The organism is Chryseobacterium herbae (assembly GCF_025154075.1).
Lineage (GTDB): Bacteria > Bacteroidota > Bacteroidia > Flavobacteriales > Weeksellaceae > Chryseobacterium > Chryseobacterium herbae.
The window spans coordinates 43345-68176 of sequence record NZ_JAOAMU010000008.1; the positions used below are offsets into that span (position 1 = coordinate 43345).

The following is a 24832-nucleotide window of genomic DNA, read 5'->3' on the forward strand; positions in this document are numbered from 1 at the left end:
ATGATTAAAAATATTGTTTTAGGAGCATTTATATTCTTTTCAGGCTTCCTTTCTGCTCAAATGACCGCTATGTCAGTTGCAGAAGCTAAAGCATTTGTAACGAAAGTGTCTTCTGAAACCCAGGAGATCAAAACACTTCAGAGCGATTTTACCCAAACCAAAAAGATGGATTTTCTGGATAAAAGCATCGTTACCTACGGGAAAATGTCTTTGAAATCACCGAATATGCTGAGCTGGAAGTATACAAAACCCTATCAGTATAGCATTGTTTTTAAAGAAGGTAAAATTTTCATCAATGATCAGGGGAAAAAATCGTCTGTAGATGCGAAGAGTAAGACCTTTGAGAAGATCAATAAGCTGATCGTAGGAAGTTCAAACGGAAAAATGTTCAGCGATCCTGAATTTACCGTGTCTTATTATAAAAACGGAAATTTCAATGTGGCCAAATTCACTCCAAAATCTGCCCAGCTTTTGAAATACATCAAACAGATTGAACTTCATTTTCCAAAAAATCAGTCTACGGTTTCACAGGTCAATATGACGGAAGCTTCCGGAGACACGACGAATATTGTATTCAAAAACACCAAAATCAATGCAGCGATTGCAGCTTCAGAGTTTAGTTTATAGTCTGGTTTTCCTGTTGTTTGTTTCCTGTAAAAGTTACCAACTGACAGATGCAAAACCGGTTCAGCGTTCTGAGAAAACGGTTGAAAATTTATATTTTTCTACCGGTGAAGATTATGTGTATAAATGCCAGATGGATATTTATAAAAATCACGTAAGCGGAATTCTGATTATCAAAAAACTGAATGAAACGACTCACCGTGTGGCCATGACTTCAGATTTTGGAAATAAATTAATTGATTTCGAGATTTCCGAGAATGATTTTAAATTGAATTACGTTCTACCGGATCTTGATAAAAAAATTGTCATTAATTTTTTAAAGAACGATTTCCGGGAGCTGTTAAAAAGGAAATTTCCGGTGAATGAATCTTTTGAAAACGATCATTCTAAAATCTATCTGTCAAAAGCCGACAAAAGGGCTTACTATCTCTTTTTCAATAAGAAAGACGGGCTGTTGAAAAACATCATTTACACGAAAAACAATAAGGAGAAAATCGATTTCAGTTTTGCAGCAAAAAAACATATCTTCGCGGATAGCTTAAACCTGCAACATAAGGACTTTAAGATCAATATAAAACTATTTCAAATAACTGAAACCGAACAGAATTAACATGAACAAATTTCTACTATCAGCTGTCCTATTCATTTCAAGTCTGTCTTTTGCACAGGTCACTTTCAATCCCGGAATCAGAGTGGGGGCCAATATTGCCCATTTTTCTGACGGTCCTGCGCACGACTACTGGTACTATGTGGATAGCCAAAACTATTATTATAATGGAAGCAATACATATGATATAAAATCGAAAATTGATTTTTATATCGGTTTTCAGGCGAATATCCGATTTGCTAAATTCTATGCTCTTCAACCGGAAGTTTACTATACGCGTCAGGGAGCGAAATACGAAAGCCAGAACCCGGCTGTAGCTTCAAAGACCGTAAGTGTTTCTTATGTGGGAGCGGCAGTAGTGAATAAATTTTATTTTGATAAATTTAATATTCATTTCGGACCTACTTTAGAACTTCTTACTGATCATAAAAATATTGAATCCCCTACCGATGCGGATTTAGGACTGCTTTTTGGAGCAGGATATGACATTACGAAAAACTTTGGGGTAGAAGCCCGAATTAAAAAAGGTTTTGTACACATCAAGAGCGATCAAACGAATGTGACCTTCCAAACGGGAGTTTATTATACCTTTAACATGAAAAAATAATTTTATGCAGACTATTCTTACAGACTTTTATACTTTAGAATCCTATGAAAAGGGAGACCATGGAAGTTTCACTGCAAACATTCATCTGAATAAAGATCATGATATTTTTAAAGGTCATTTTCCGGGTAATCCCGTGACTCCGGGAGTTTGTATGATGCAGATTGTAAAAGAGCTGACAGAAGAATTCACCGGTTCAAAATTATTTTTAAAAACAGCCTCGAATGTAAAATTCATGGCCATTATCAATCCTTTTGAGACGCCGGATCTGAAACTTCAGCTGGATATTACTGAAAATGAAGAAGATGTTAAAGTAAAAAATATCACTTCTTTTGGCGAGACTATTGCATTAAAAATGTCTGTAAGCTATAAAAAATAATCACATGAAACTTTTCTTATCCCTCATAACTGCTTTTATCTTTTTCTTCCAGACTGATCTTGAGTCTTTAAGAAACAGCTATGCAAAGGCCAATCAGTCTAATGAAAATACGGAAGCATTCATCAATCTTGCAGAAAAACAATCCGGTTCTGATGCCGTAACCACAGGCTATAAAGCTGCTGCACAGATTATGGAAGCGAAGATTGCTAAAAAGAACAGAAAAGCACTTGTAAAAACAGGCGCAACAAGTCTTGAAAGCATTATCAAAAGTAACCCGAATAATATAGAACTGCGACTGATCAGACTGAGCGTTCAGGAAAATATTCCCAAAATAGTAGGTTACAGAGGCAGTATCAAAGATGATAAGGCATTTCTGATCAGTAACTACGGCAAGCAGAACGCAGCCATGAAAAGCTATGTGAAGAAGTTTGCGATGCAGTCCAGATCCTTTTCAGAGGCAGAAAGAGCCACTATAAAATAAAACAATGACCCTTCAAGAAGTACAAAATGCAATGATTGAGAAAAAGATCTGCATTTTAATACCTACTTACAACAATGAAAAAACTCTGAAAAGAGTGATAGACGGTGTTCTGGACTACACCGACGACATTATTGCGGTCAGTGACGGTTCTACTGATTCTACTGCACACATCTTAGCAGATTATTCCCAAATAACAGTTATTTCCCTGCCTGAGAACAAAGGCAAAGGAAACGGATTGAAAATTGGCTTCAGGAAGGCCAAAGAGCTGGGTTATCATTACACCATCACCATCGATTCCGACGGACAGCATTATCCGGATGATATTCCTGTATTTGTAGAGGCTTTAATTCATGAGAAACACGATGTTCTTCTGATTGGAAACCGAAATATGTCTCAGGACGGAATTCCGAAAAAAAGCAGCTTTGGAAACAGGTTTTCCAATTTCTGGTTCTGGTTTGAGACCGGAATCAAGCTGGAAGACACGCAATCCGGCTACAGGTTATATCCGTTATTAAAAATTCCTAAGAAATATTTCACTCCAAAATTTGAATTTGAGATCGAAATTATTGTAAGGACTGCCTGGAGGCACGTTCCTGTAAAAAATGTTCCGATCAAGGTTTTATATGACCCTGCAGAAAGGGTTTCTCATTTCAGACCGTTCAAAGATTTTACGCGGATCAGCATTCTGAATACTATTTTGGTGACGATCACGCTTCTGTACATTATTCCCCGAAATTTCGTGAATAATTTCAAAAAAAAAAGCTTTAAAAGATTCATAAAGGAAGATGTCCTTGAAAGTGATGGCAGCAACCGTACGAAAGCATTTTCTATTGCGCTGGGCGTATTTATAGGGTTTTCTCCGTTCTGGGGATTCCATACGCTTCTTGTGATCTCGCTGTCTGTTCTTTTTAAGTTGAATAAAGTTTTGGCTTTTGTGGCATCCAACGTAAGTCTTCCGCCATTTATTCCTTTTGTCATTGCGGCTTCCCTGTTTTTGGGCTCGCCTTTCGTACACGGCGACAGTAATATTTTAAGTGGTGAGCTCAATTTTGAACTGATCAAAAATAACCTGCTTCAATATGTGATCGGAAGTGCTATTCTGGCCACGTCTATGTCCGCGCTCTCTGGCATTGCAACATTTTTTTTCCTGAATAAACTGAATCCGGAGAATAAGTAGGGAGATTTTAGATTTCAGATTACGGACATTAGATAGTCAATGGTGAATTTTGCTTCGCAAGTGAGAAGTGAATTTTGGGGTAAATAAGAGATTTCAGGTATTAGAAGACCCACATCTCGAAACTCTCAAACCCTAAAACACTCTGACTCTCAAACCTCATCTAAAACTCGGAAACAAATCCTAAAACAAAAAAGCCCTGAAGCTCGGCTCCAGGACTTTCCTCTTTAGATTGCTATTACTCTTATTTTGACACAATAATTTTCTGGCTATAATCAATGGCAGCACCAGTGATTTTGACGATATAGGTTCCGTTCAGCAGATTGTTAACATGTATTGTCGTCTGTTTGTTAAGATTAATTCTTTCTGTAGCAATAAGTTTCCCTGCAAAATCATAAATTGATACGGTAGTAATTCCTGACAGATTCATTCCTGAAGGTGTTTTGATTGTAAATTCTGTCTTCACAGGATTTGGATAAATGGATATTCCTTTTGTGCTGGAAGAAGCTTCATTCACTGCTAATGTGTTACATTCCGCAGGAATTGTAAAATCTTCCACCTGGTCATCGAGATCTTGTCCAGTCCCCAAAATAAGTCCGTTAAGTCCTCCTGGCGCAGCATTAACACCAAGTCCCCTTTTAGCAAAAACTTTCCAGATCATACATTTATCCTGTCCCCCGGTTCTTGCCAGATCTGCTGCTAAGATAGCATCTCTACCCTGCTTGAAATTAGGATTGCATTGCTGAAGTTTAAGGGCATCCACAACCAGCTGCAACACTCTAGCGCTTCCGCTGTTTGGATCGGCCATGACGTCGCTGTTGTATCCATATTTTTCTGCATATTTCCAGTGAAGATCCCAAAGCATTGTAGCCCAGACAAATCCGATACTATGAACATGAGGCTGCACTACAGTTATCCCCAAAAAGCTGCCTGTAATCTTCATTCCGTTTGTTCTTCCGTAAGTATAATTATTAACTGCAAAATCAGGTGAATACTTAGCCGGTCTTATTCCCACTCCGTTGATTGGCTGCTCGGTGGCAAATGTTCCTACTCCTCTGGGCACGGAAGCATTGTCTCCAGGTCTGTTGGTCAGCATTAAAGCAAAAAAGTCCGACCACCCTTCTCCCATCTGCTCATTTGAGGTAGTTCCTGACAAACAGCTGCTGCCTGTACCCGTCAGACGGTTGCTGATCCCATGGCCATACTCATGGATTACAATACCGTTATCCAGGCTTCCGTCTTTGTAAACGTAATTGAGTTTATCATATTTTAAAGTTGAATTGATAACTGCTCCACCCGCAATTTCACCTGCTATAAAAGACCCTTCCGGATTTTCAATGAGAACAGACGGAATTGTTATGGATGAATCACTTCCTCCCATTACACCAAAGCCCACCGATGCCGGGGCATTATATATTACAACTCCTACAGCTCCTTTCAGCTGGGCATTTTTTACTTTAGCTGGAAATCCACACACTCCTCCCCGCTGTATTAAGGCTATCTTTCCCGCAAGATCTTCGTTAATTGCAGTACAGCCGTCTACAGGTGTCGTAAGAGCCAGATTGGCGGTCACCGGCGGTATTGTTTCAAGCTTTGGACCGAAAATGGCAGTTCTGCTTCTGAAAGTTCTTGATGTATAAACAGAAGGAGAGTTATAGAATAGGTTCTGCATATTGTCAGGTTCCCACAGATACATTTGCATCGTTGGCGGAGAGCCGTCAGCAGGAGAATAGAAGTTGGCATTATTATATCCTCCTCCATCCCAGGCCTCTGCTAAAACGGCATCACCCTGAGCACCGCCTTTTCCAAAATTATTGGCCTGAAAATTTCTGGCTGTTTCTGCAAATCCAAGCTTATAAAATACATCATGCACTTTATTATTGACGTAGAATAGATTAGTGACTGATGCAGATTTGTAGTTATGTGCAGGCAGGCTGATATCCATTGGAAAGTCAAAAGCTCTTACTGAGCCGCCGTCCGGAGAAAACTGGGGTGTATTGGTATTATTTTCATCTGTATAAGCATAAACATTGTTTCCTCTCGTATTGGTATAGCTGCTCGTTCCGTCGAAATGCCACCCTTCCGGAGAAGCAGTAGTATCCCATGGATTGTTAAGCAATGCTCTGCTTCCAAAAGTAGGAGCCTCTACAGGAAAGGGCAATACATTGTAAGAGGCATTATCAGGAACCAGGACAAGGTTATTGGTTAACTTACCAATCCCCGAATTTATCTGTACAGGACCAGGGACAGGGTGGATATTGGCAGTTGAATGAGACATTTCATCATGATGTTTATAAGCACCATCATGAAAGCTACATGAAAGAGTCAATTTCTCTGTGTATAAAATGCCACCATCATCTGTACTGATGATTACATTCCACATATTACCTGTTTCTTTTTCTTTTACATCAAACCTGTAGCCAAGGATTAGTTCTCCGTCTTTTGCAAAATAAATCAGCTGAGTTTTTAAAGGTTCTTCTTTTCCTTCACTGTTGCGGGTAGTAGGATACCCTTTGATTTTTTGGACTGCTTCTGTTACCAGCGCATCTTTTCCGGCATTCTGATTACCTTTCACACGGGAGGGGTACATTTTGATAAAAGTATCTGCCAGGTTTAAGACTTTCCCCTCTCTTATCAGAACATTAGCTGAACTTCCAAAAATAGGAATCCCATTGATGGTCTGCTGTATTCCTACAACGTCGCCGTTTAAACTTTTTGAAGGGTCTACATTGACAACGGTAAATGTCTTCAGTTCAGGATTTACTTTCTGAAATGTCTTTTCAGAATGAATGTAGTCTTTTATAACCTGTTCATAGTTTTGAGCATTTGACAAGCCAAAACCGAATAAAGAACAAAGCAGTAAAATTCTAACACTTAGTTGATTTCTTTTCATAATGTCTTTTTATGATGGGTAATGTAAATTCATTTCATAAAAAAACACAGCTAAATCGACATAAAATTAAATAATCAACAAATAAAAACAGAAATAACATAGAATAATTAAATTAATTTACCAAAATACATAAAATATGTTTTTATTATTAACCTTTATTTGGTGAATTGACCGTGAGAAAACCTCTTGACAATATGAAAATTAAACAATTGTTTACTAAATCCGCATGGGATTCCGGGGTGACTGGATTAAATCTTAAAATAATTAACCTCAGTCCATATAAAGAAAATCAGTATTCATAACAAAAAAGCCCTGAAGCTGTGCTCCAGGACTTTCCTCTCTATGTTGTTATTATTCTACTTTTATTTTGAAACAATAATTTTCTGGCTGTAATCAATGGTGTTACCCTTGATCGTCACCATATAAGCTCCGTTCAGTAATTGACTTGCATTCACTGTAGTCTGCTTATTAAGATTGATTTTTTCTGAAGAAACCAGTTTCCCGGTAAAATCATAAATTGAAACTGTAGTGATTCCTGAAAGATCCATTCCTGAAGGTGTTTTGATTGTAAATTCAGTTTTCACCGGATTCGGATAGATGGATATTCCTTTGGTATTAGCAGCAGCTTCATTCACTGCCAATGCATTACAATCTGCAGGAACATCGAAGTTTTCAACCTGGTCGTTCAAATCCGGAGCCGGCTGATTATAATTCTGCCATATTCCAACCAGTCCTCCTGATGCTGCATTGACCCCTAAACCTCTTTTAGCAAACACTTTCCAGATCAAACACTTATCAACTCCATTCGTCTTTGCCAGTTCAGCAGCTAAAATAGCATCTCTTCCCTGTATAAAACTAGGGTTACACTGCTGCAGTTTAAGAGCATCAACTACCAATTGCAGCACTCTTGCGCTTCCACTGTTCGGATCCGCCAGTACATTGCTGTTGTACCCATATTTTTCTACGTATTTCCAGTTAAGATCCCAAAGCATCGTTGCCCATACAAATCCGATACTGTGAACATCTGCTCTGGTGACTGGAATTACAGTACCGTTAGTTAGCCTCACATTATCGTTAATTTTCATACCGTTAGTTCTTGTATAGGTAAAATTATTAACTGCAAAATCAGGTGAATATTTCGCCGGTCTTATCCCAGGTCCATCTGTAGGCTGGCTGGCCGTAAAAGTAGCCATACCTCTGGGAACAGAAGCGTTGTCTCCCGGTTTGTTGGTTAGCATTAAGGCAAAGAAATCAGACCAACCTTCTCCCATCTGCTCATTGGAAGTACCGTAATTTAAACAGTTGTTTCCGGTACCCGTCATACGGTTGGTAATCCCATGTCCGTATTCGTGTGCCATAACCCCATTGTCTAAGCTTCCGTCTTTGTAAACATAATTTAATTTATCATATTTTAATGTTGCGTTAATCGTTGCCCCACCAGTAATTTCAGCCGTTAAAAACTGTCCTTCCGTTTTTCCAATCATAATGGTAGGAATTGTAATTGTAGCATCAACACCTCCTAAAGGTATTGGGGTGTCACTGTTTGGATGATATTGTACAACTCCTATAGCACCGGCATTCTGCAGGTTTTTGGTCTTCACTGCAAAACCACAAGTCGCCGCAGTTACTACCGCTATTTTACCCGTTAAGCTACCCGCTGCTACAGCTGTACATGCATCGGCAGGTACTGAAAGTGCCAGATTTCCGGTTACGGGAGCATTTCCTTCAAGTGCAGGTCCAAACTGTGCCGTCTTACTGATCGGTGTTCTTCCTGTATAAGTTGATGGTGAATTGTAAAAAAGATTCTGCATCTGCGTAGGCTCAAACAGATACATCTGCATTCTAGGTGCAGATCCGTCTGCCGGCGACTGGAAATTTGCATTATTATACGCCCCACCATCTCTGCCTTCTGCTAAAACAGCATCATTTCCTGTCCCTCCTATCCCGAAATTATTGGTTTGAAAGTTTCTTGCCGTCTCCGTAAATCCTAATTTATAAAAAACGTCATGCATTTTATTATTAACGTAAAATAAATTGGTCACAGCCGCAGACGTGTAATTCTGTGGAGGAAGCGTCACATCCATCGGAAAATCAAAAGCTCTTGCTGCTCCGCCATCGGCAGAAAACTGAACCGTATTGGTATTGTTTTCGTCAGTATATGCATACGCATTATTTCCTCTGGTATTGGTATAGTGATTGGTTCCATCTGAATGCCATCCCTCAGGAGAAGCTGTCAGATCCCATGGATTATTAAGCAATGCTCTTGCCCCAAAAGAAGGTCCTTCTACAGGGAAAGGCAGGACATTATAAGAAGCGTTGTCCGGAGCCAGAACAAAATTCTTGTTAAGGCTATTATTTTCTGCCTTTATATAAGCAGGAAGTACAGAAGGCTGATTATTCAGTTCTGACTGATGTAATTCGGTAGGAAGATGCTCGTGGTCACCATCATGGAAATTACATGAAATAGTAAGATTCTCACGGTATAAAACCGAACCATCTTCTGTGCTGATTACCAAGCTCCAAAGATTGCCAGTTCCTTTCTCTTCTACATTAAACAGATTTCCAAGGATCAGTTCTCCACCCTTTGCGAAATAAACAAGCTTGGTTTTTATAGGTTCTTCTTTTCCTTCACTGTTTTTGGTCGTAGCTAATCCGTTCCATTGTTCCGCAGCTTTTGCCACCAGCGCATCTTTTTGTGCACTCTGCTTGCCTTTTACAGCTGAAGGATAGGTTTTAATAAAGGTATCTGCAAAGTTGAGTACTTTATCTTCTCTGATCAGAACATTCGCTGAACTTCCAAAGACAGGAACTCCATTAATAGTCTGCTGTATACCTACGATGTCTCCGTTCAAACTTTTAGAAGGGTCTACATTCACAATGGTAAATGCTTTCAGCTCAGGATTTATTCTTTGAAATGTTTTTTCAGAATTAACGTAGTTTTTAATAACCTGCTCGTGTTTTTGAGCAGACAATGCGCCAAAACCAAAAAAAGAACAAAGCAATAAAAACTTAGCACTTAATCGAATTCTTTTCATATGATTTACTTTTTAACGAAATATTGATTTGATTACTTCCCCAGTTAGTAGTAAAAATATTAAAATGTTACATTATTTACACATTAACCTCAAAAAAAATTATTTTATATTAAGTAAAAAGCGCATTTTGGATGCAAATATCAATTAACTCACGTATCGAAATTAAATTTTATTAAGTGAACCACTATTTAAATACAACACCCGAAAAAGATAGCGGACTCATCACCAGGGTTACGAATATGGCGAGAATGATTAACACCAGCTGATACTGATAATAGGTTTTTTCTTTATCCTCTTCTTTCACTTCAAAAGTAAATTTGATCTTATCCGGTTTTCTGATGATCATCCAGATAAATCCCAAAATGATAAGATTTAAGACGATAGGTGCAAAAAGAAACAGTTTACTCCCGAATCCGTCATTCTTCCCTCCGTATCCGTGAATCGGGATCACATCCGGAATAGTGCTGTATCTAGTAAGCAGATAAGCTGTGTAGCCGATAATGATGATAAAAGGAATGCAGAACAGCAGTTTGATATGTTTGGGTATCATTTTATTTTTTTTAAAGTCTTCTTGAGATATTTTTCCACATTTTTGCGGTCCGGAACTGTAGTAATTTCTTTTGTCAGGGCTTTTTCAAACGCAGTTTTAGCATTGGCAAACTCTTTTTTACTGTAATAATATTGACCTGCCTGGTCATAACCCAACCAGAAATCAGGATTCAAAGACAGATAATGGGGAATGAAGTCATCTGTCAAGAATATATCTTTACTGTTTGTCGCAGCACTCACCTCTTCGCTCATCATTTTATACATTTCATAATTCTCAAATTCCTGAGAATCTGCAAAAGGATCTCTGGCGATATTCAGTGCTGTTTTTGCCTGTAAACTTTCTGCTGCCTTTTTACCTGAAAATATTTCATTGAGATCATAGCATACAAATTCTCCCAGCTGATAAGGATTGGAAGACACCCAGACCAGTCTTTTTTCAGGTGAAAATATAACCGAATGGTGAGCCAATAACTGGTTGATTGCTTTTTCATTTCCGTACCCGATCTTTTGGTCTTTTAAACCTGATTTATCACGTAAAATAGCCGCCATTTTTTCAGGATTGAGTTTTTTCTTTTCCTCAAGAAGTTCCTGAAGTTTCTCGTAACGGTATTCGGAATGGCTTTCTACTATGTGTTTCTGATTTCTCTTATCGTCTTTATAAGCTTCCGACTGAAAATGGTTGGTACAGAAAACTTTGCTAGTATTTTCAACTTTGTAGACTCCAAAATTTTGGGGTGAAACTTCAATGATCACCGCATTTTTATCATGAGCACTTCCTACCAGAATGGATTCGGAGACGAACACTTTTCTTTTTTTTGCAATGGCAATGGCTTCGTCAATATTTTTCGCATATTGTAGAATTTCCCGTGTCACGAGAGAAATTGGAGTTTTGGCAGTCAGGGGAATTTTAGATTTTCCGGCATTGATGGTTACCGTAATTCCTTCTTTATTCATCCCTGAAACGACGCCTATCATTCCCGGCCAGCTTACTGACATGTATGGAATTCCAGTATCGGGTTCCACGAATTCAATCAGTTTATTTTTAGCAAAATCGTCTCCGACATAGAAATCAAAGTTTCTTCCGATCAGCAGCTGACCGTCTTCTGTATTTTCGTTCCAGACTGCGAGTGAAGTACAGCCTACCATCGCCAGATCCTGCATGGCATGGCCAATATCGTGAGCTCCATGAAGATATAAGTTCCGAAGGTATTTGGGTGCAATAAAATTGTATTTATCCGAGGAATACTGCGCCAATCCGTACAATTCAGCCTGATAATCTTCCCTTACATTCAGATACATTTTTCTGTTGTACCATTTCAGAAATCCCCGAAGAAGCTTCTGTTTAAATTTTGAAGGAACAAAACCTTCCACTTTGGAAAAGAAGATCTCTTCCTGCTGCTGCATCAGGTTTTGAGTCAGCGCTCCGTTATTATAGCCCAGCTGTACAGGATTTCCTTTGATATAAAGTTCCCAGAGCTGCTGTTTATTTTTGGTTAAATAATTCTGATTGAAACTGAACGTAGAATCATTGATCTTATTGACTTTCGGAGTTTCCAAGGCATATTTGCTGATATCCGGAATATGATGAATCGATTTCGAAACGCCACACGACATCAGGGAAAAGATCAGGAAAAACTGAATTCCCCGGAATGCTGCAGCGAGCCTGTTATTTGTTTTCATTAATGTTGATCATTTGTTTCAGACGATCGTCTATCGTTTCTTTTCCGAGAATTTCCGCGCAGGTATTGAAAGCACCGATTGTTACTCCCAGAATTCCATGCATATTCACAGACTGTCCGGTGAGGAACAGATTATCGGTCTTTGTGCGGGGCGAAACCATTGTTTTTAACGGGTTATCCGAATTTTTCATGTATCCGTACATATTTCCTTCAAAACTGCCGATATAGTCCCTGTAAGACAGTGGCGATGAAGTATAGATGCTTTTTATGGAATGTCTGAGGTTTGGAATTTTCTTTTCTAATGCCGAGATCATTTTTTCTGCCTTTTCAAGCTTGAACTCTTCATATTTTAATCCTCTTTCATGTTCTTCTGCAACAGTATTGATGGTTTTCTCCCACGATTTCACCTCATCAAAATCCATATAAGAGATCGCTGTAAGGCTTTCTGCATAATCGGGATGATGCTTTGATTGTGTAGAGGAAAGCATATAAGTTTCCGGCCAGCTTTCTTTGCGGTATCGGAATGCATTCCAAACCATTTCTTCTGATGAATAGTGGTAGATATTATAATTAAAATTCGGAAAAGACTGTGGTTTTAAAACCAGATAGACACTGAAGCACGAAGAAACAGGTTCCCAGCTCATCACTCTGTTCGAAAAGGATTTTCTCAATCGGTCTTCCCCCATTAGTTTCATCGCAGAGCGGATTTCTATGTTTGAAATGAATTTTTTCGCTGCATATTCCTTTCCTTCCTTCGTTTTCACGGAAGACAGAACATTATTTTCATTAAAGACAAATTCTGAAACTTCGGAGTGTTTATGAACTTCTGCTCCATACTGGCGAAGTTTTTTAATCAGAAGTTTAGTGATCTGGCTTCCTCCTTTGACACATTTATAGGCACTCTGAATATAGGAATTCACCGTAAGCGCATGAACGTAGAACGGTATATTCTCCGAATCACCGCCGTATAAAAAATTCGACCCGAGCAATACGGCCTGTAGTTTTTTATCCTGAGTCACAGACTCTATGAATCTTTTGGTATTGAGGTGAAGGATCTCTTCATTATAGCTGTCTTTCCCTACGACCTGATATCTCGGAAACTGGGCACAGACATACTGGATCTCTTCGCAATAGCTTTCCAGGTTTTGTTTTTCATTAGGGAAATGTGCGGTGAGCTGTTCAACAAAGTTTTCATAGCCTTGCGCATGAGGATATTCTATGCTTTCTTCTCCAAAAGAAATCCTGTCGTAACCATCTTCATTCATCTTGTGGAGTTCCAGATCATCCATAATCTCAAGATAGGAAAAGAAACGGTGAAGATTCTGTCCTTTTGAAAGGCCTCCAAGGTAATGAACTCCGGTATCAAAGATCAGTTTATCTCGTGAAAAGGTTTGAAGATTTCCGCCATACTGGTTGTTTTTTTCCAGGACACAGACTTTCAGACCTTCTTTCGCCAAAATTAGAGCCGAAACAAGACCTCCCAATCCGCTACCGATTACAAGTATGTCGTATTCTTTTTTCAAAAGGAGAAAAGATGTGTGTTTTTATTTCAAAAATTAAGAAATCCTGAGATTTAGAAATTATATTTAAACCTAAATGAGAGGTTCAGATATCCAATTCCCGAATTTATTTAACGATTTGAGTTTATTAATTAGTTTTCAGGGATAAAATTAGAAAAATTAATCAATATCATCCCAAAAATCGAAATAATTGAACCATTGAAGGGGATATTTTCTGATCATAGATTCCAGATTCTGAACATAAGAATTGAGAAGCCCCTGAGAATCACGGTTTTTAATATTTTTCGCGACCCTTGCATATAAGTGGTAATGAAGATTTTTTTCTTTCATTACGTACACATACACTACGGGAACACCAAGACGGGAAGCAATAAGGAACGGACCGGCCGGAAATTTAGCACTTTTACCCAGCAGATCGGCTTCAAGATATTTAGAACCTTCAAAGTATCGGTCTCCGGTAAAGCAGATCAGTTCATTATTTGACAAAGCCTGATTGATCTCAAAAATATGCGACATATCCTCTTTGACGTAGATGAATTTGATATTGCTCTGTTTTACGGCGACACTTTCGAGATATTCTTTGATCACCGTCACTTCCTGATCTGTAGTCACCAGATTGATCTGACAGTCGAAATCGATATCGGCAAAGAAGTGTTCTGCAATTTCAAAATTCCCGATATGAGCACTGATGAGAACCCCGCCTTTCTTTTCAGCTAAAAGATTCTTAAGATTTTCTACACCATCAAATTCATAGGTATATTTTTCCCTTAAACCGGCAGAAATTGCTGTTTTATCAATCAAAATCTTTCCAAAAGTAAAATAACTTTTAAAGACACAAGCTTTTGATTTCCAATAACTATAATCAAGTCTTTTCTGAAAATAATAAAAGATGTAACGGTTGCTCTTTTTTAGAAACAAAAAGTAATAGGAAGCTACAAAGTAGAGCACAACATATGAACTCCGGATCCCGATATTTCTAATACACCAGACGAATATTTTATATCCCAGTATGGTTCCTTTAGATTTACCTTTCCACTTGTTCATAAGTCTAATTTATCAATGTAACAGTCTACCAATGTAACAATGCTATTGCTGCATCTATACATCATTGGTACACTGTTACACTATTACATTGGTATATTGTTAAAGAGTAAAGTTCGATCGATAGTTATGCGTTTTTTTCAGCAATCTTCTGCTCAATCGTAGTATAGAAATCATCAAACGTGACCATTTTTTTAAAATCTGCCTCTCCTAATTTCACTCCGAAATTAGATTCAATCACTACGACCATATCGATATAGTCCAGACTGTCCAGTCCAAGCGTCTTTTTCAGGTTGGCGTCATTACTGATCTCATCGCCGTCGACCTCGAATTCGTTTACTAAGAAATCATTAACGATGTCAACAATTTTTTCCCTTTCCATGTTTTTAATCAAATTTTTTTACTATTAATGCGGAGTTGGTTCCCCCAAATCCGAAAGAATTCGACAAAAATACGTCAATTTTTTGAGTTTTCGTTTTTGAGATTAAATTTATCTTTTTCGCCTCATCGTCAGGGTTTTCCAGATTGATGTTCGGTGCAACAAAATCATTCTGCATCATCAGAATGGAGTAAACCACTTCACTCGCCCCTGCCATCCAGCATTCATGACCGGTCATAGACTTGGTAGAACTTACCGGAATCTCGCTTCCGAAGATCTCGTGAATGGCTTTGGCTTCATTGGCATCTCCAATAGGTGTGGAAGTCGCATGAGCGTTGATATAATCGATATCTTCAACTTTTAATCCTGACTGTTTCAGAGCTCTTTGCATCGCTAAAGCAGGACCATCAACATTCGGTGTTGAAATATGTCCACCGTTTGATGAGAAACCATATCCTACAATTTCTGCAAGAATAGTTGCTCCTCTTCGCTGTGCAGATTCTAAACTTTCCACCACAAGACTGGCTGCTCCTCCGCTTGGGATCAGTCCGTCTCTTCCGGAATCAAAAGGTCTTGATGCTTTGGTAGGTTCGTCTTCTCTCACAGAAAACACACCCAGTCCGTCAAAACTTGCCATTGAATATTTGTTCGTTTCCTGAGCTCCGCCGCAGATAATCATATCCTGAAAACCATTGCTGATCATCATATGCGCCAGTCCCAAAGAATGCGAGCCGCTGGCACACGCTGCACTAATGGTAAGGTTGATGCCTTTCAGTTTAAAAATAGTCGAAAGGTTCATTGTTACCGTAGAATTCATTGATTTAAAGATCGCTCCGGATCCCATCAATGTTGTATCTTTCTTTTCTCTTGCAATATCGATAGACTCAACAACTGCCTGAGAAACACTGTCGTTTCCGTATAAAATCCCTACTTCATGGCTGTCCATGAAATCCTGGTCTATGCCTGCCTGTTTAAGCGCATCGCTGGTCGCAAGGTAAGCATATTCACTTTCCTCGCCCATGCTTACACGCTGGCGTCTGTTGAGTAGATTTTTGAGGTCCGGTTTCGGCACTACGCCTGTAAGGCCAGACCTGAATCCGAATTCTTTTCTTTCCTGTACTAAAGCAATACCGGATTTTCCTTGATATAGGGATTCTTTGACTTCTTCCAAAGAGGTCCCGATGCAAGAATAAATTCCCATTCCGGTAATTACAACCCTATTTTCCATTTATAATTAAAGGTTTTAGATTGCAGGTTTTAGGTTGCAGCTCTTCACTGCTACCTATGATCTGCTACCTGATTTATGAGTAAATTCCTCCGTTGATGTTCACTATTTCACCGGTAATGTATGATGCTTTTCTTGACGCTAAAAACGCAACCAGATCCGCTACTTCTTCCGCTTCTCCAAATCTGTTAGCCGGAATCATCGCTTTAAGTTCGTCTTCATTGAAATCCTGGGTCATATCTGTTCTGATGAATCCAGGAGCTACTGCATTTACAGTGATATTTCTTTTAGCCACTTCCTGAGCCAAAGCTTTTGTAGCGCCTACCAAAGCTCCTTTTGCTGCAGAATAATTGGTTTGTCCTGCCGTGCCTTTTACTCCGGAAACAGAAACCATATTGATGATTCTTCCGTATTTGTTGCGCAAAAGTTTCTGGATAAAGAAATTGGTCACGTTAAAAAAACCGTTCAGACTTGTGTTGATGACACTGTTCCAGTCTTCACTCTGCATCCACATGAATAATCCGTCTCTTGTGATGCCGGCGTTATTTACGATCACCTCAACGATGGCGTCCGGATTGCTGTCCTGCCATTGGGTCAAAACATTCAGGCTTTCTTCGGCATTGGCTACGTCAAATTTAAGGATCTCTCCTGTAGCACCCAACTCCTGTACTTTAGCTAAAGTTTCCTTTGCTGCCATATCGTTTGAAGTATAATTAATTAAAATATGGTAGTTTTTTTCTTCTGCCAGTTTTAGACAGATTGCCCTTCCAATTCCTCTGGATCCGCCTGTTACGATTGCACATTTCATGTCTTAGTGTTAGTTTTTTTAATTTTGAAAAAGCTCTGCGTTAAAGAACCATTTATCGCCAAGCAGATTTCCGGATGTATCGATGAATCCCCATTTTCCTCCTTTTTTCACTCTTGAAACACCCTGATTAAATCCTTTATTTTTTTCTCCGAAGCCAAAACTTGCAGAGATTTCGTACCCCATTGGAATAACTATTTTTCCTGTCTTGTCAATAAATCCCCAACCTTTTCCTCTTACCGGAGCAAGATTGTCACTGCTGAAAACTTCTGCATCACTGTACTGTGGCTCTATCACAAAGTTTCCTGTGGGATCAATATAGCCCCATTTATTTTTCAGACAAACCGGAGCTAAGTTTTGACTAAAGCTTCTCGCCTTCTCAAACTGAGGTTCAATAATCCATGTTCCCGTTTTATCTACGAAACCGATTTTGCCGTTTTTCTTGGCATAAGTAATCGTTTGATTATCAAAATCCCAGATTTTATCTACTCCATCTAATACTTTAAAGTCTTTTCCATCGATAATTCCAAAAGATTTATCTTTTTGTGCCCATGTAATTCCGTTTGAATATTCTCCAACGTCGTCATATTCAAAAGGAACAATAATTTCACCTTTTGTATTGATGATTCCCCACTTACTGTTTTTTGAGGCTTTTGCAAAACCGTTTTGAAAAGGTTTAATCACGTCATATTCTTCACGGATGACCACTTTTCCTGCTGTATTGAATGCTCCTATTTTATTATTAATTTTAAAAAAAGCTAACCCTTCATTAAAATCATACAGCTTTTCTGAGGAAGGCATCGTCAGTTTCTCCCCTTTTTTATTGATGTACATCCATGCTCCGTCTTTTTCAACGATGCAGATTCCATCATGGAATTCTCTTATATTGGTGAAAGAAGGTTCAATAACCATTTTACCGTCTTTTCCGATGAATCCCCAAAGTTGCTTTATCTTCACAGCAGCTAAGCCATCTGAGAAGCTTTTTGCCGCATCGAAAGTCGGATAGATAATATACTTCCCGGATCTATCGATGTATCCTATTGTTGATTTTTCCTTCACCAAAGCTAATTCCTGGGCAAAAAGTATTTGTCCTATTGCTAACAGAGAAAAAATCAGTGCCTTTTTCATGTCTTACTTTATATTTTTAAGATACTGCTTTACGTTTTCCAAATATGGATACATTACCATATCGTCTGAAAATGCAGGAATAATCTTTCTTATTTCGTCGTACAGTTCTTTGGTAGAAGACGAAACTTTATCCTGGAATCCAAGGTATTCAACAGCCTGAATGATGGTAATCGCTTCAATCGCCAATACTTCAAATGCATTCTCGATCACTTTTCTACAAATCACTGCTGCATTGGTTCCCATGCTTACAATATCCTGATTATCATTATTATTAGGTATACTGTGTACATACATAGAATTGGATAACATCTGGCTTTCCGCCGTAGTAGATGTTGCTGTAAACTGCACCCCTTGCATCCCGAAATTAAACCCTAATTTACCTAAATTTACAAAAGGAGGCAAAATTTCGTTGATCTTTGCATTTAAAAGGTAGTTCAACTGCCTTTCTGCCAGCATCGTCAGCTTGGTAACTACGATTTTCAGCTTGTCCATTTCCAATGAAATATAATCTCCGTGGAAATTTCCTCCGTGATAAACATGCTTGTCTGCAACATTGATAATCGGGTTGTCATTCGCTGAATTGATCTCGTTTTCAAGAACATTCTCAGTATATTCCAAAGTATCTAAAACAGGGCCTAAGATCTGCGGAACACATCTTAATGAATAGTATTCCTGAACTTTTTCCTTAAACACTTTTTCCTGCTCTTCAAAATGGGTATAAAGATGGTCTTCTCTTTTTCTGATCAGTTTACTGTCTGCCAGATGAGTACGCATTCTTTCTGCTACTTTCTGCTGACCGTAATGTTTTTTCGTCCCGTTCAAAGCTTCCGAAAGGTGGTCGTCATACGCCTGAACGATTTCATTGATCGCACATGAAAGCCTGATTGAAATATCAGTTAACTGGTTCGCTTTATAGGCATTAACGATTCCTATCCCGGACATCACAGAAGTTCCGTTCATCAAAGCAAGTCCTTCACGAATCTCTACTTTGATAGGCTCTAATCCTTCCGCTTCAAAAACATCTTTTGTCGCTTTTCTTTCACCATTATAAAAAACTTCCCCTTCTCCTATCAGTACCAAAGCAAGATGGGCAAGCTGTACCAAATCCCCACTTGCTCCTACTCCTCCGTGTTCAAAGATCAAAGGTGTAATATCTCTGTTGATCAATTCTTTAAGTAAATGAACCACAGACTGGTGAACGCCGGAATTCCCAAGTGAAAGGGTATTAAGTCTTGCCAGCATACAGGCTTTTACTTCCTGAGCAGGCAACGGATTTCCGATCCCTGAAGAATGACTCCTGATCAGGTTATACTGAAGCTGATGGGTATCTTCATCGCTGATTTTGAACTGAGCCATAGGCCCAAACCCGGTATTCACACCATATATTACTTTGTTCCGCGAAAATTCCTTTAAAAACTGAAAACTCGTTTCCACTCTATTCAAAAGTGTTTCGTCCAGTTCAATTTTTTCGTTCTCAATGATAATTTTTTGAAAATCCTTCAGTTCTAAAAAGTTATTTATTTTCATCAATTAAAAGTAATAGTTGATAATTTTGTAAAATATTAATTATTTGTCACTAATTTTGCGGCAAAGATAGAAGTTATTATTAAAATAAAAAATCAAGATGAGCAAAGAATTTGTTGATGTTCTTGTAATCGGGGCTGGGCCTTCCGGATGCGTATCTTCTTCATACTTAAAGAAGAACAATATCAACGTAAAAGTGGTCGAAAAGACAAAATTCCCCAGACTTGTAGTAGGTGAAAGCTTAATTCCCAGAGTAATGGATCATTTTGACGAGGCCGGACTTTTCCCCGCTTTGGATAAAATGGGCTTTGAAAAAAAACTGGGCGCCCGTTTTTTACGGGGCGATGAAGTCTGCATTTTTGATTTCAGCGATAAGTTCGGGGAAGGCTGGGACTGGACCTGGCAGGTTCCTAGAGCTGATTTTGATAATACTCTTGCTCAGGAAGTGATCAACAAAGGCATCGATCTTGAATTTGAAACCGAAGTAATCGATATCCAATTTAACGGTACAGATTCTATCACGACTGTAAAAACCAAAGATGGCGAAACGAAAGAAATCCATTCTAAATTCGTTATCGATTCAAGTGGATACGGAAGAGTGCTTCCAAGGCTTCTAGATCTTGAAAAACCTTCCAAACTTTCTCCACATTCTGCGATTTTTGCCCATGTAGAAGATATTAACAGAGAGGAAGGCGAAGAAGGAACGCTGATCTCTTTTGATATTATAGAAACTGAAGTATGGCTTTGGGTGATTCCTTTCTCTAACGGAAATACGAGTGTTGGAATTGTAGGCCCTACAGAATATATCGATAAGCTTTCTGAAAATGGTGATACTGCAGAAGCTCTAAGAAAGGCTATTTCTCTGTCCGATTATTATGTAAAACGTTTCGGGAATGTAGATTTCCTTTTTGAACCAAGACATCTGAAAGATTATTCATGTTCGGTAAAACAATTATTCGGGGACGGATATGCGCTTACCGGAAATGCATCTGAGTTCCTTGATCCTGTGTTCTCATCAGGAATGGCCTTTGCCACGGAATCCGGGATGCTTGCTGCAAAACTGGCTTTACGACAGCTGAACGGCGAGAAAATTAACTGGCAGACGGAATACTCAGATTATATTCTTTACGGGGTGGATGTTTTCACCACTTATGTGAAGGAATGGTATACGGGAAATCTTCAGGAGCTTTTCTTCCACAGACCGGAAAACGAAGATGTGAAGAGAAAAATATGTGCGGTACTCGCAGGATATGTCTGGAATAAGGACAATCCGTTTGTAAAGAAGCACGATACGGTTATTAAAAATCTTGCGAATCTGATTAAGCTTGAAAAACAGCAACAGCAGGAACAATCATAAAAAAACCGGTCTGAATTTCAGACCGGTTTTTGTTTTATCTTAAAGCTTTCTTTATTTCTCTTCCTACATATCTTCCGGCAGATTCATAACCTGCGGCAATTCGACCATACTCCATTACGAACTCTTTATTATTCACAAATTTATCAAATTCATTAAGTTCTATTTCAGCTAAAATAACTGAAGGATTGCCTGTTTCCACCAGTTTTATCTTACCTGTTATTTCTGCAGACATTGCAGTAATTCCTGCGTGCCAGCCGGGGAAGACCCATTTTGTTTCCAGCAACAAGGTATATTTTGCAGAATTGTCCTTTTTAAATGAAATATTTTTATATGATTTGTTTAATCCTTTTATCAAATAATCTGCATAAGTCTCTTTTTTATATTGTTCCCACTCGTCAATCCATTTCTTCCATGCTTCTTCGCCTCTTTTAGGATTTTCCAGAACTTGTTTTTTCCTGTTTTCAAGATATTGAGATTCTGTAATATTTTCTTTCATAAATAATACATTTTCAAACTTCAGTTCTACATTTACTTCAGTCTGATCTTTTAAGGCAAGAAAATTTCCTGACACAACACTGAATTTTTCCTGTGCGAAAGTGGTCGTTGCAACTGCCATAAACAGTAGCAATAATAATTTTTTCATGTTTATAATTTTTTTTAAAATTTAATACGCAAAAAATTTGATTTTTATCTCAAATCTATAAATGTGATCGGTTTTCTGCTGTTTGGATTAAAAACAGTTTTGGACAAAATATCAAAGTCTATGATTTCAATTTTAGGGCTTACTCTGAGCTTTGCACGGAAGTGGTCACGAACTTCATTGACGAAAGTTTCCTGATCCTGATCTGTGCTTAGTTTAATAATAATTTCATCCAGCCCGATTTCATTAGACTGAATAACGATCTGATAGCATAAAATAGTATTGAAATCATTTAAAATATCAGTCATCGCCGGCGGATACAGCGTTGTTCCTTTATATTTGATCATCTGCTGTTTTCTTCCGACAACAGGACCGAGCCTCATTGTGTTTCTTCCACAACCACATGGTTCATTATGAGCTTTGACAATATCCCCCGTCTTGAAACGCAGCAAAGGAATGGCTTCAACACCTAGAGTGGTGATCGTCAATTCACCGTTTTCTCCTTCTGCGACAGCATTTTCGTTATCATCAAGGATTTCAGTGATAATCAATTCCGGATGATGATGTCCTCCAATTTGAAATTCACACTCCGTGAAGGCTGTGCTCATTTCTGTAGAAGCGTATGTGGAGAATAATTTAATATTCCACTTCTCTTTAATCTTCTGCGAAAGAATATTGTCTGTAAAATCCTGGTTCTTGATACTTTCACCGATACAAACGGCTCCGTAAACACTTGAATTTTTGTAATCTACTCCATGTTTTTCAGCATAATCGATCATCTTTAAAAGGAAAGACGGAACGGTGATCAGGTATTTGGGTTTGTATCTGAAAATAGAATCCCATTGCAGCTCCGGAATACCGGGTCCCATTCTGACCACACTGGCACCCATCTTTCTCAATCCCAGAAAATAAGCTAGCCCAGCCATAAATCTTTTATCAATCGTAGTGATCATCTGGACAACATCCCCTTTCTGAATTCCTGCACAGGCAAAGGAAATTGCTTCATTGTAAGCCAGTCTTTCGAGATCACTGTCGGAAAGCCCGAAAGTAACCGGATCGCCCAACGTTCCTGAAGTAGTGCTGTAGTCCACAATTTTATCCGGTGGAATACAGAAAAAGTCGTGATTGTGCTGCTGCAGGTCATCTTTTGTAGTTGTAGGAATTTTCCGCAGGTCTTCCAACGTCTGAATATCCGAAATATTGATCCCGTTTTCCTGAAACAGTTTCTGATAAAAAGGTGATTTTTTTTCAAGATAAGCGAGAAGCTCCTGAAGCTTATGCTCCTGAAACTTTTTGATGTCCTGAAGATTTGATTTCTCGATGGCCGGATAGAATTCCAATGATTTAATTTTAAGGAACAAATTTATTTAATTAAAATTAAAAGATGGAATGATTAAAAAATTAAAAACCTGAAGTCCCAATAATTTTATCGCTCAAAGGTAAAAGTCTGTGTATTTTCATTCCCGGCTGTGTTGATTGTGGTTACTTTTAAAGTATGTGCGCCTGAACCTTTGGGACATTTTTCATCAAAAACATAAACAAAATCATCTTTAACACGGGCGAATCGAAGCCATTTCCCATCCAATTCCGCACGGAATGATATGATGTCTCCAATTTTAGTTTTTCCGCTCAACCTCAAAGTGCTGCCGTTTACAAGAGCTCCATCTTTCCAACCCGTAGAGACAGATGGTAAACTCTGATCCAATAGCAATGTTGCTGTGCCCAATCTGTTGAACTGTGTTTCCATTCTGTCACCACTCCACTTTCCTTTGATTGCCTTTGTATCGCTTCCATAATCAAAGAGAACAATTGTTTTTTCTTTTTCATCACTGTTTAATTTTCTGTTGGGTTTTATTTTTAAGGTGTAATCATCATGCATCGGAATGTAGGAAGATTGCAGAACAATTGTATTTGAAATTCCATCCGCATTGGTCGCCTGCTTTTCAGACATTTGAAAATTCACGGCGTCATACACTGCATTTTTACTGAAACTGATCTCAGCATTTTCACTAGTAATTGTTTTTCCCTGATTCGGCAGTATCGCGTTTCCAATCGGTGAAACTGTCTCTGAATTTTTATTCAACTGTACTTTTGTTTTCAACCGGCTTGTATTTCCGTTGACATCCTTTAAAACAATTTCAATATTGTGAATATCTTCATCCTCAAGCGTGATCAGTCCATTTAAATCCGGTTGACTGTAATTTTTCAATTTCATTCCCGGTAAAGAAGATAAATGCTGAATGCTCATCTTATCTTTTGAAAACTTGGTATAATCGATACAGCCGTTGATATACCGGGTATCATCATAACTTACCTGATCAATGGAAAAACTGTAGATCAGGCGGTCGTCCATTAATAATTCTGCATGATAAATTCCTAGATTAAATCCCTGATTGGCTTTATCTACTGCTTTTATCGCAAAGCTGACTGTTGGTGAACTCACCTGAACCAAATCAGTTGTGTACGTACTGCCAGCTTTTTTTACAGCAATTCCGTTGGCACCGGGTTCATAGGTACTGAAACGTCGGTCATACCAATAAAGTCCGCTGATAATAGGTGCTATACCATCAGGAATATTAAATCCGAAGAGCAAAGGATTGATACATTCTTCCGTTTTTGTATCTCTGATTTCAAAATGCAAATGCGGTCCGGCTGAGCCTCCGGTATTTCCGCTCAAAGCAATGAGCTGTCCTTTGGTTACAGGAAACTGTCCGGGAGAAAATGTGATATCCTGCTCCCATTTTTCGTCTTTATATTGTCTTTCTTTTACAAATTCATCCAGTTTGTCATAATACTTGTTGAGATGCGCATACAGCGTAGTATAACCATTCGGATGAGTAATATAAACGGCATTTCCAAAGCCATATCTTTCCACTTTTATCCTGCTCACATAACCCTCAGCTGCAGCAAGAACCGACAGATTTTCCTGACTGTTAGTCCGTAAATCCAATCCCATGTGAAAATGATTGGAACGAATAGCTCCGAAGTTGGCTGCCAGCTGCATGGGGATATTCAGAGGATTCCGGAAATAATTTTGTGGATAGTTTCTCTGAGCAGATGTGATAATCGTACTGATGAAACAAATAACAAATATAACTTTGGACAGGGCTTTCATGCAGTGGTTGGGTTTGGGAGTTATTTAAATTTACGAAATTTTAAATTATACTACATGGGATTTTTATGATTTT

21 protein-coding genes are annotated in these 24832 nt (G+C 38.6%); 7 read left to right on the forward strand and 14 right to left on the reverse strand.

The genetic code is table 11. The features are described from left to right. Genes lolA2 through N0B48_RS20980 form a run of 6 tightly spaced genes read left to right on the forward strand, consistent with a single transcriptional unit; the run spans nt 1 to nt 3872 of the window. Nucleotides 1-627, forward strand: coding sequence for a flexirubin biosynthesis/transport protein LolA2 (gene lolA2 / locus N0B48_RS20955; protein WP_259841252.1), 627 nt, complete (start codon nt 1-3; stop codon nt 625-627). Next, nucleotides 593-1234 carry a flexirubin biosynthesis protein LolB2 gene (gene lolB2 / locus N0B48_RS20960; RefSeq protein WP_259841254.1) on the forward strand — a complete coding sequence of 214 codons (642 nt, stop codon included), beginning with the start codon at nt 593-595 and terminating at the stop codon, nt 1232-1234. Before lolA2 ends, lolB2 begins: the two co-directional genes overlap by 35 nt. 1 nt (nt 1235) lies before the next feature. Then, the gene (locus N0B48_RS20965) at nt 1236-1838 is read left to right on the forward strand and encodes an outer membrane beta-barrel protein (RefSeq protein WP_051891224.1); all 603 of its coding nucleotides are present in this window, start codon (nt 1236-1238) and stop codon (nt 1836-1838) included. Between the two features lie 4 nt (nt 1839-1842). Beyond that, on the forward strand, nt 1843-2214 hold the full coding sequence (locus N0B48_RS20970; RefSeq protein WP_259841257.1) for an ApeI family dehydratase: 372 nt from the start codon (nt 1843-1845) through the stop codon (nt 2212-2214). Nucleotides 2215-2218: 4 nt separating this feature from the next. Then, complete coding sequence (locus tag N0B48_RS20975) at nt 2219-2695, forward strand: hypothetical protein (protein ID WP_259841259.1); 477 nt, start codon at nt 2219-2221, stop codon at nt 2693-2695. A gap of 4 nt (nt 2696-2699) precedes the next feature. Continuing rightward, nucleotides 2700-3872 (forward strand): DUF2062 domain-containing protein, encoded by a 1173-nt coding sequence (locus N0B48_RS20980; RefSeq protein ID WP_259841261.1) that lies wholly within the window; start codon nt 2700-2702, stop codon nt 3870-3872. A gap of 241 nt (nt 3873-4113) precedes the next feature. On the opposite strand, the gene N0B48_RS20985 is transcribed toward N0B48_RS20980, so the two are convergent. From N0B48_RS20985 to flxA, 11 genes are all read right to left on the reverse strand, one after another. Further along, nucleotides 4114-6762, reverse strand: a complete 2649-nt coding sequence (locus tag N0B48_RS20985; RefSeq protein WP_259841263.1) for a T9SS-dependent M36 family metallopeptidase — start codon at nt 6760-6762, stop codon at nt 4114-4116. A gap of 362 nt (nt 6763-7124) precedes the next feature. Continuing rightward, nucleotides 7125-9797 (reverse strand): T9SS-dependent M36 family metallopeptidase, encoded by a 2673-nt coding sequence (locus N0B48_RS20990; RefSeq protein WP_259841265.1) that lies wholly within the window; start codon nt 9795-9797, stop codon nt 7125-7127. A 184-nt stretch (nt 9798-9981) separates the two neighbouring features. After that, nucleotides 9982-10347, reverse strand: a complete 366-nt coding sequence (locus tag N0B48_RS20995) for a DUF1648 domain-containing protein (RefSeq protein ID WP_259841266.1) — start codon at nt 10345-10347, stop codon at nt 9982-9984. Next, on the reverse strand, nt 10344-12026 hold the full coding sequence (locus N0B48_RS21000) for a C45 family autoproteolytic acyltransferase/hydrolase (RefSeq protein ID WP_259841268.1): 1683 nt from the start codon (nt 12024-12026) through the stop codon (nt 10344-10346). The genes N0B48_RS20995 and N0B48_RS21000 overlap by 4 nt, the downstream gene beginning before the upstream one ends. Then, nucleotides 12013-13548: a phytoene desaturase family protein gene (locus N0B48_RS21005; RefSeq protein WP_259841270.1), complete on the reverse strand. Its 1536-nt coding sequence runs from the start codon at nt 13546-13548 to the stop codon at nt 12013-12015. Before N0B48_RS21005 ends, N0B48_RS21000 begins: the two co-directional genes overlap by 14 nt. 156 nt (nt 13549-13704) lie before the next feature. Continuing rightward, nucleotides 13705-14589 (reverse strand): lysophospholipid acyltransferase family protein, encoded by an 885-nt coding sequence (locus N0B48_RS21010; RefSeq protein WP_259841272.1) that lies wholly within the window; start codon nt 14587-14589, stop codon nt 13705-13707. Nucleotides 14590-14713: 124 nt separating this feature from the next. Beyond that, nucleotides 14714-14968, reverse strand: coding sequence for an acyl carrier protein (locus tag N0B48_RS21015; protein WP_034727052.1), 255 nt, complete (start codon nt 14966-14968; stop codon nt 14714-14716). Nucleotides 14969-14972: 4 nt separating this feature from the next. Beyond that, nucleotides 14973-16193, reverse strand: a complete 1221-nt coding sequence (locus N0B48_RS21020) for a beta-ketoacyl-[acyl-carrier-protein] synthase family protein (RefSeq protein WP_259841275.1) — start codon at nt 16191-16193, stop codon at nt 14973-14975. A 73-nt stretch (nt 16194-16266) separates the two neighbouring features. Further along, nucleotides 16267-16998, reverse strand: a complete 732-nt coding sequence (gene flxB, locus N0B48_RS21025; protein WP_259841277.1) for a flexirubin biosynthesis SDR family reductase FlxB — start codon at nt 16996-16998, stop codon at nt 16267-16269. Between the two features lie 18 nt (nt 16999-17016). Continuing rightward, nucleotides 17017-18123 (reverse strand): WG repeat-containing protein, encoded by a 1107-nt coding sequence (locus tag N0B48_RS21030; RefSeq protein ID WP_259841279.1) that lies wholly within the window; start codon nt 18121-18123, stop codon nt 17017-17019. A 3-nt stretch (nt 18124-18126) separates the two neighbouring features. After that, nucleotides 18127-19650: a flexirubin biosynthesis tyrosine ammonia-lyase FlxA gene (gene flxA, locus N0B48_RS21035; RefSeq protein ID WP_259841281.1), complete on the reverse strand. Its 1524-nt coding sequence runs from the start codon at nt 19648-19650 to the stop codon at nt 18127-18129. A 97-nt stretch (nt 19651-19747) separates the two neighbouring features. On the opposite strand from flxA, the gene N0B48_RS21040 reads away from it, so the two are divergent. Continuing rightward, nucleotides 19748-21004 (forward strand): NAD(P)/FAD-dependent oxidoreductase, encoded by a 1257-nt coding sequence (locus N0B48_RS21040; RefSeq protein ID WP_259841283.1) that lies wholly within the window; start codon nt 19748-19750, stop codon nt 21002-21004. Between the two features lie 34 nt (nt 21005-21038). On the opposite strand, the gene N0B48_RS21045 is transcribed toward N0B48_RS21040, so the two are convergent. The 3 genes from N0B48_RS21045 to N0B48_RS21055 form a co-directional block, all read right to left on the reverse strand. Further along, the gene (locus N0B48_RS21045; RefSeq protein WP_259841286.1) at nt 21039-21647 is read right to left on the reverse strand and encodes a hypothetical protein; all 609 of its coding nucleotides are present in this window, start codon (nt 21645-21647) and stop codon (nt 21039-21041) included. A gap of 44 nt (nt 21648-21691) precedes the next feature. Beyond that, on the reverse strand, nt 21692-22984 hold the full coding sequence (gene flxY, locus N0B48_RS21050; RefSeq protein ID WP_259841287.1) for a flexirubin biosynthesis putative acyl-CoA ligase FlxY: 1293 nt from the start codon (nt 22982-22984) through the stop codon (nt 21692-21694). An 86-nt stretch (nt 22985-23070) separates the two neighbouring features. Continuing rightward, nucleotides 23071-24759 (reverse strand): M23 family metallopeptidase, encoded by a 1689-nt coding sequence (locus N0B48_RS21055; RefSeq protein ID WP_283950730.1) that lies wholly within the window; start codon nt 24757-24759, stop codon nt 23071-23073. Between the last annotated feature and the right edge of the window lie 73 nt (nt 24760-24832).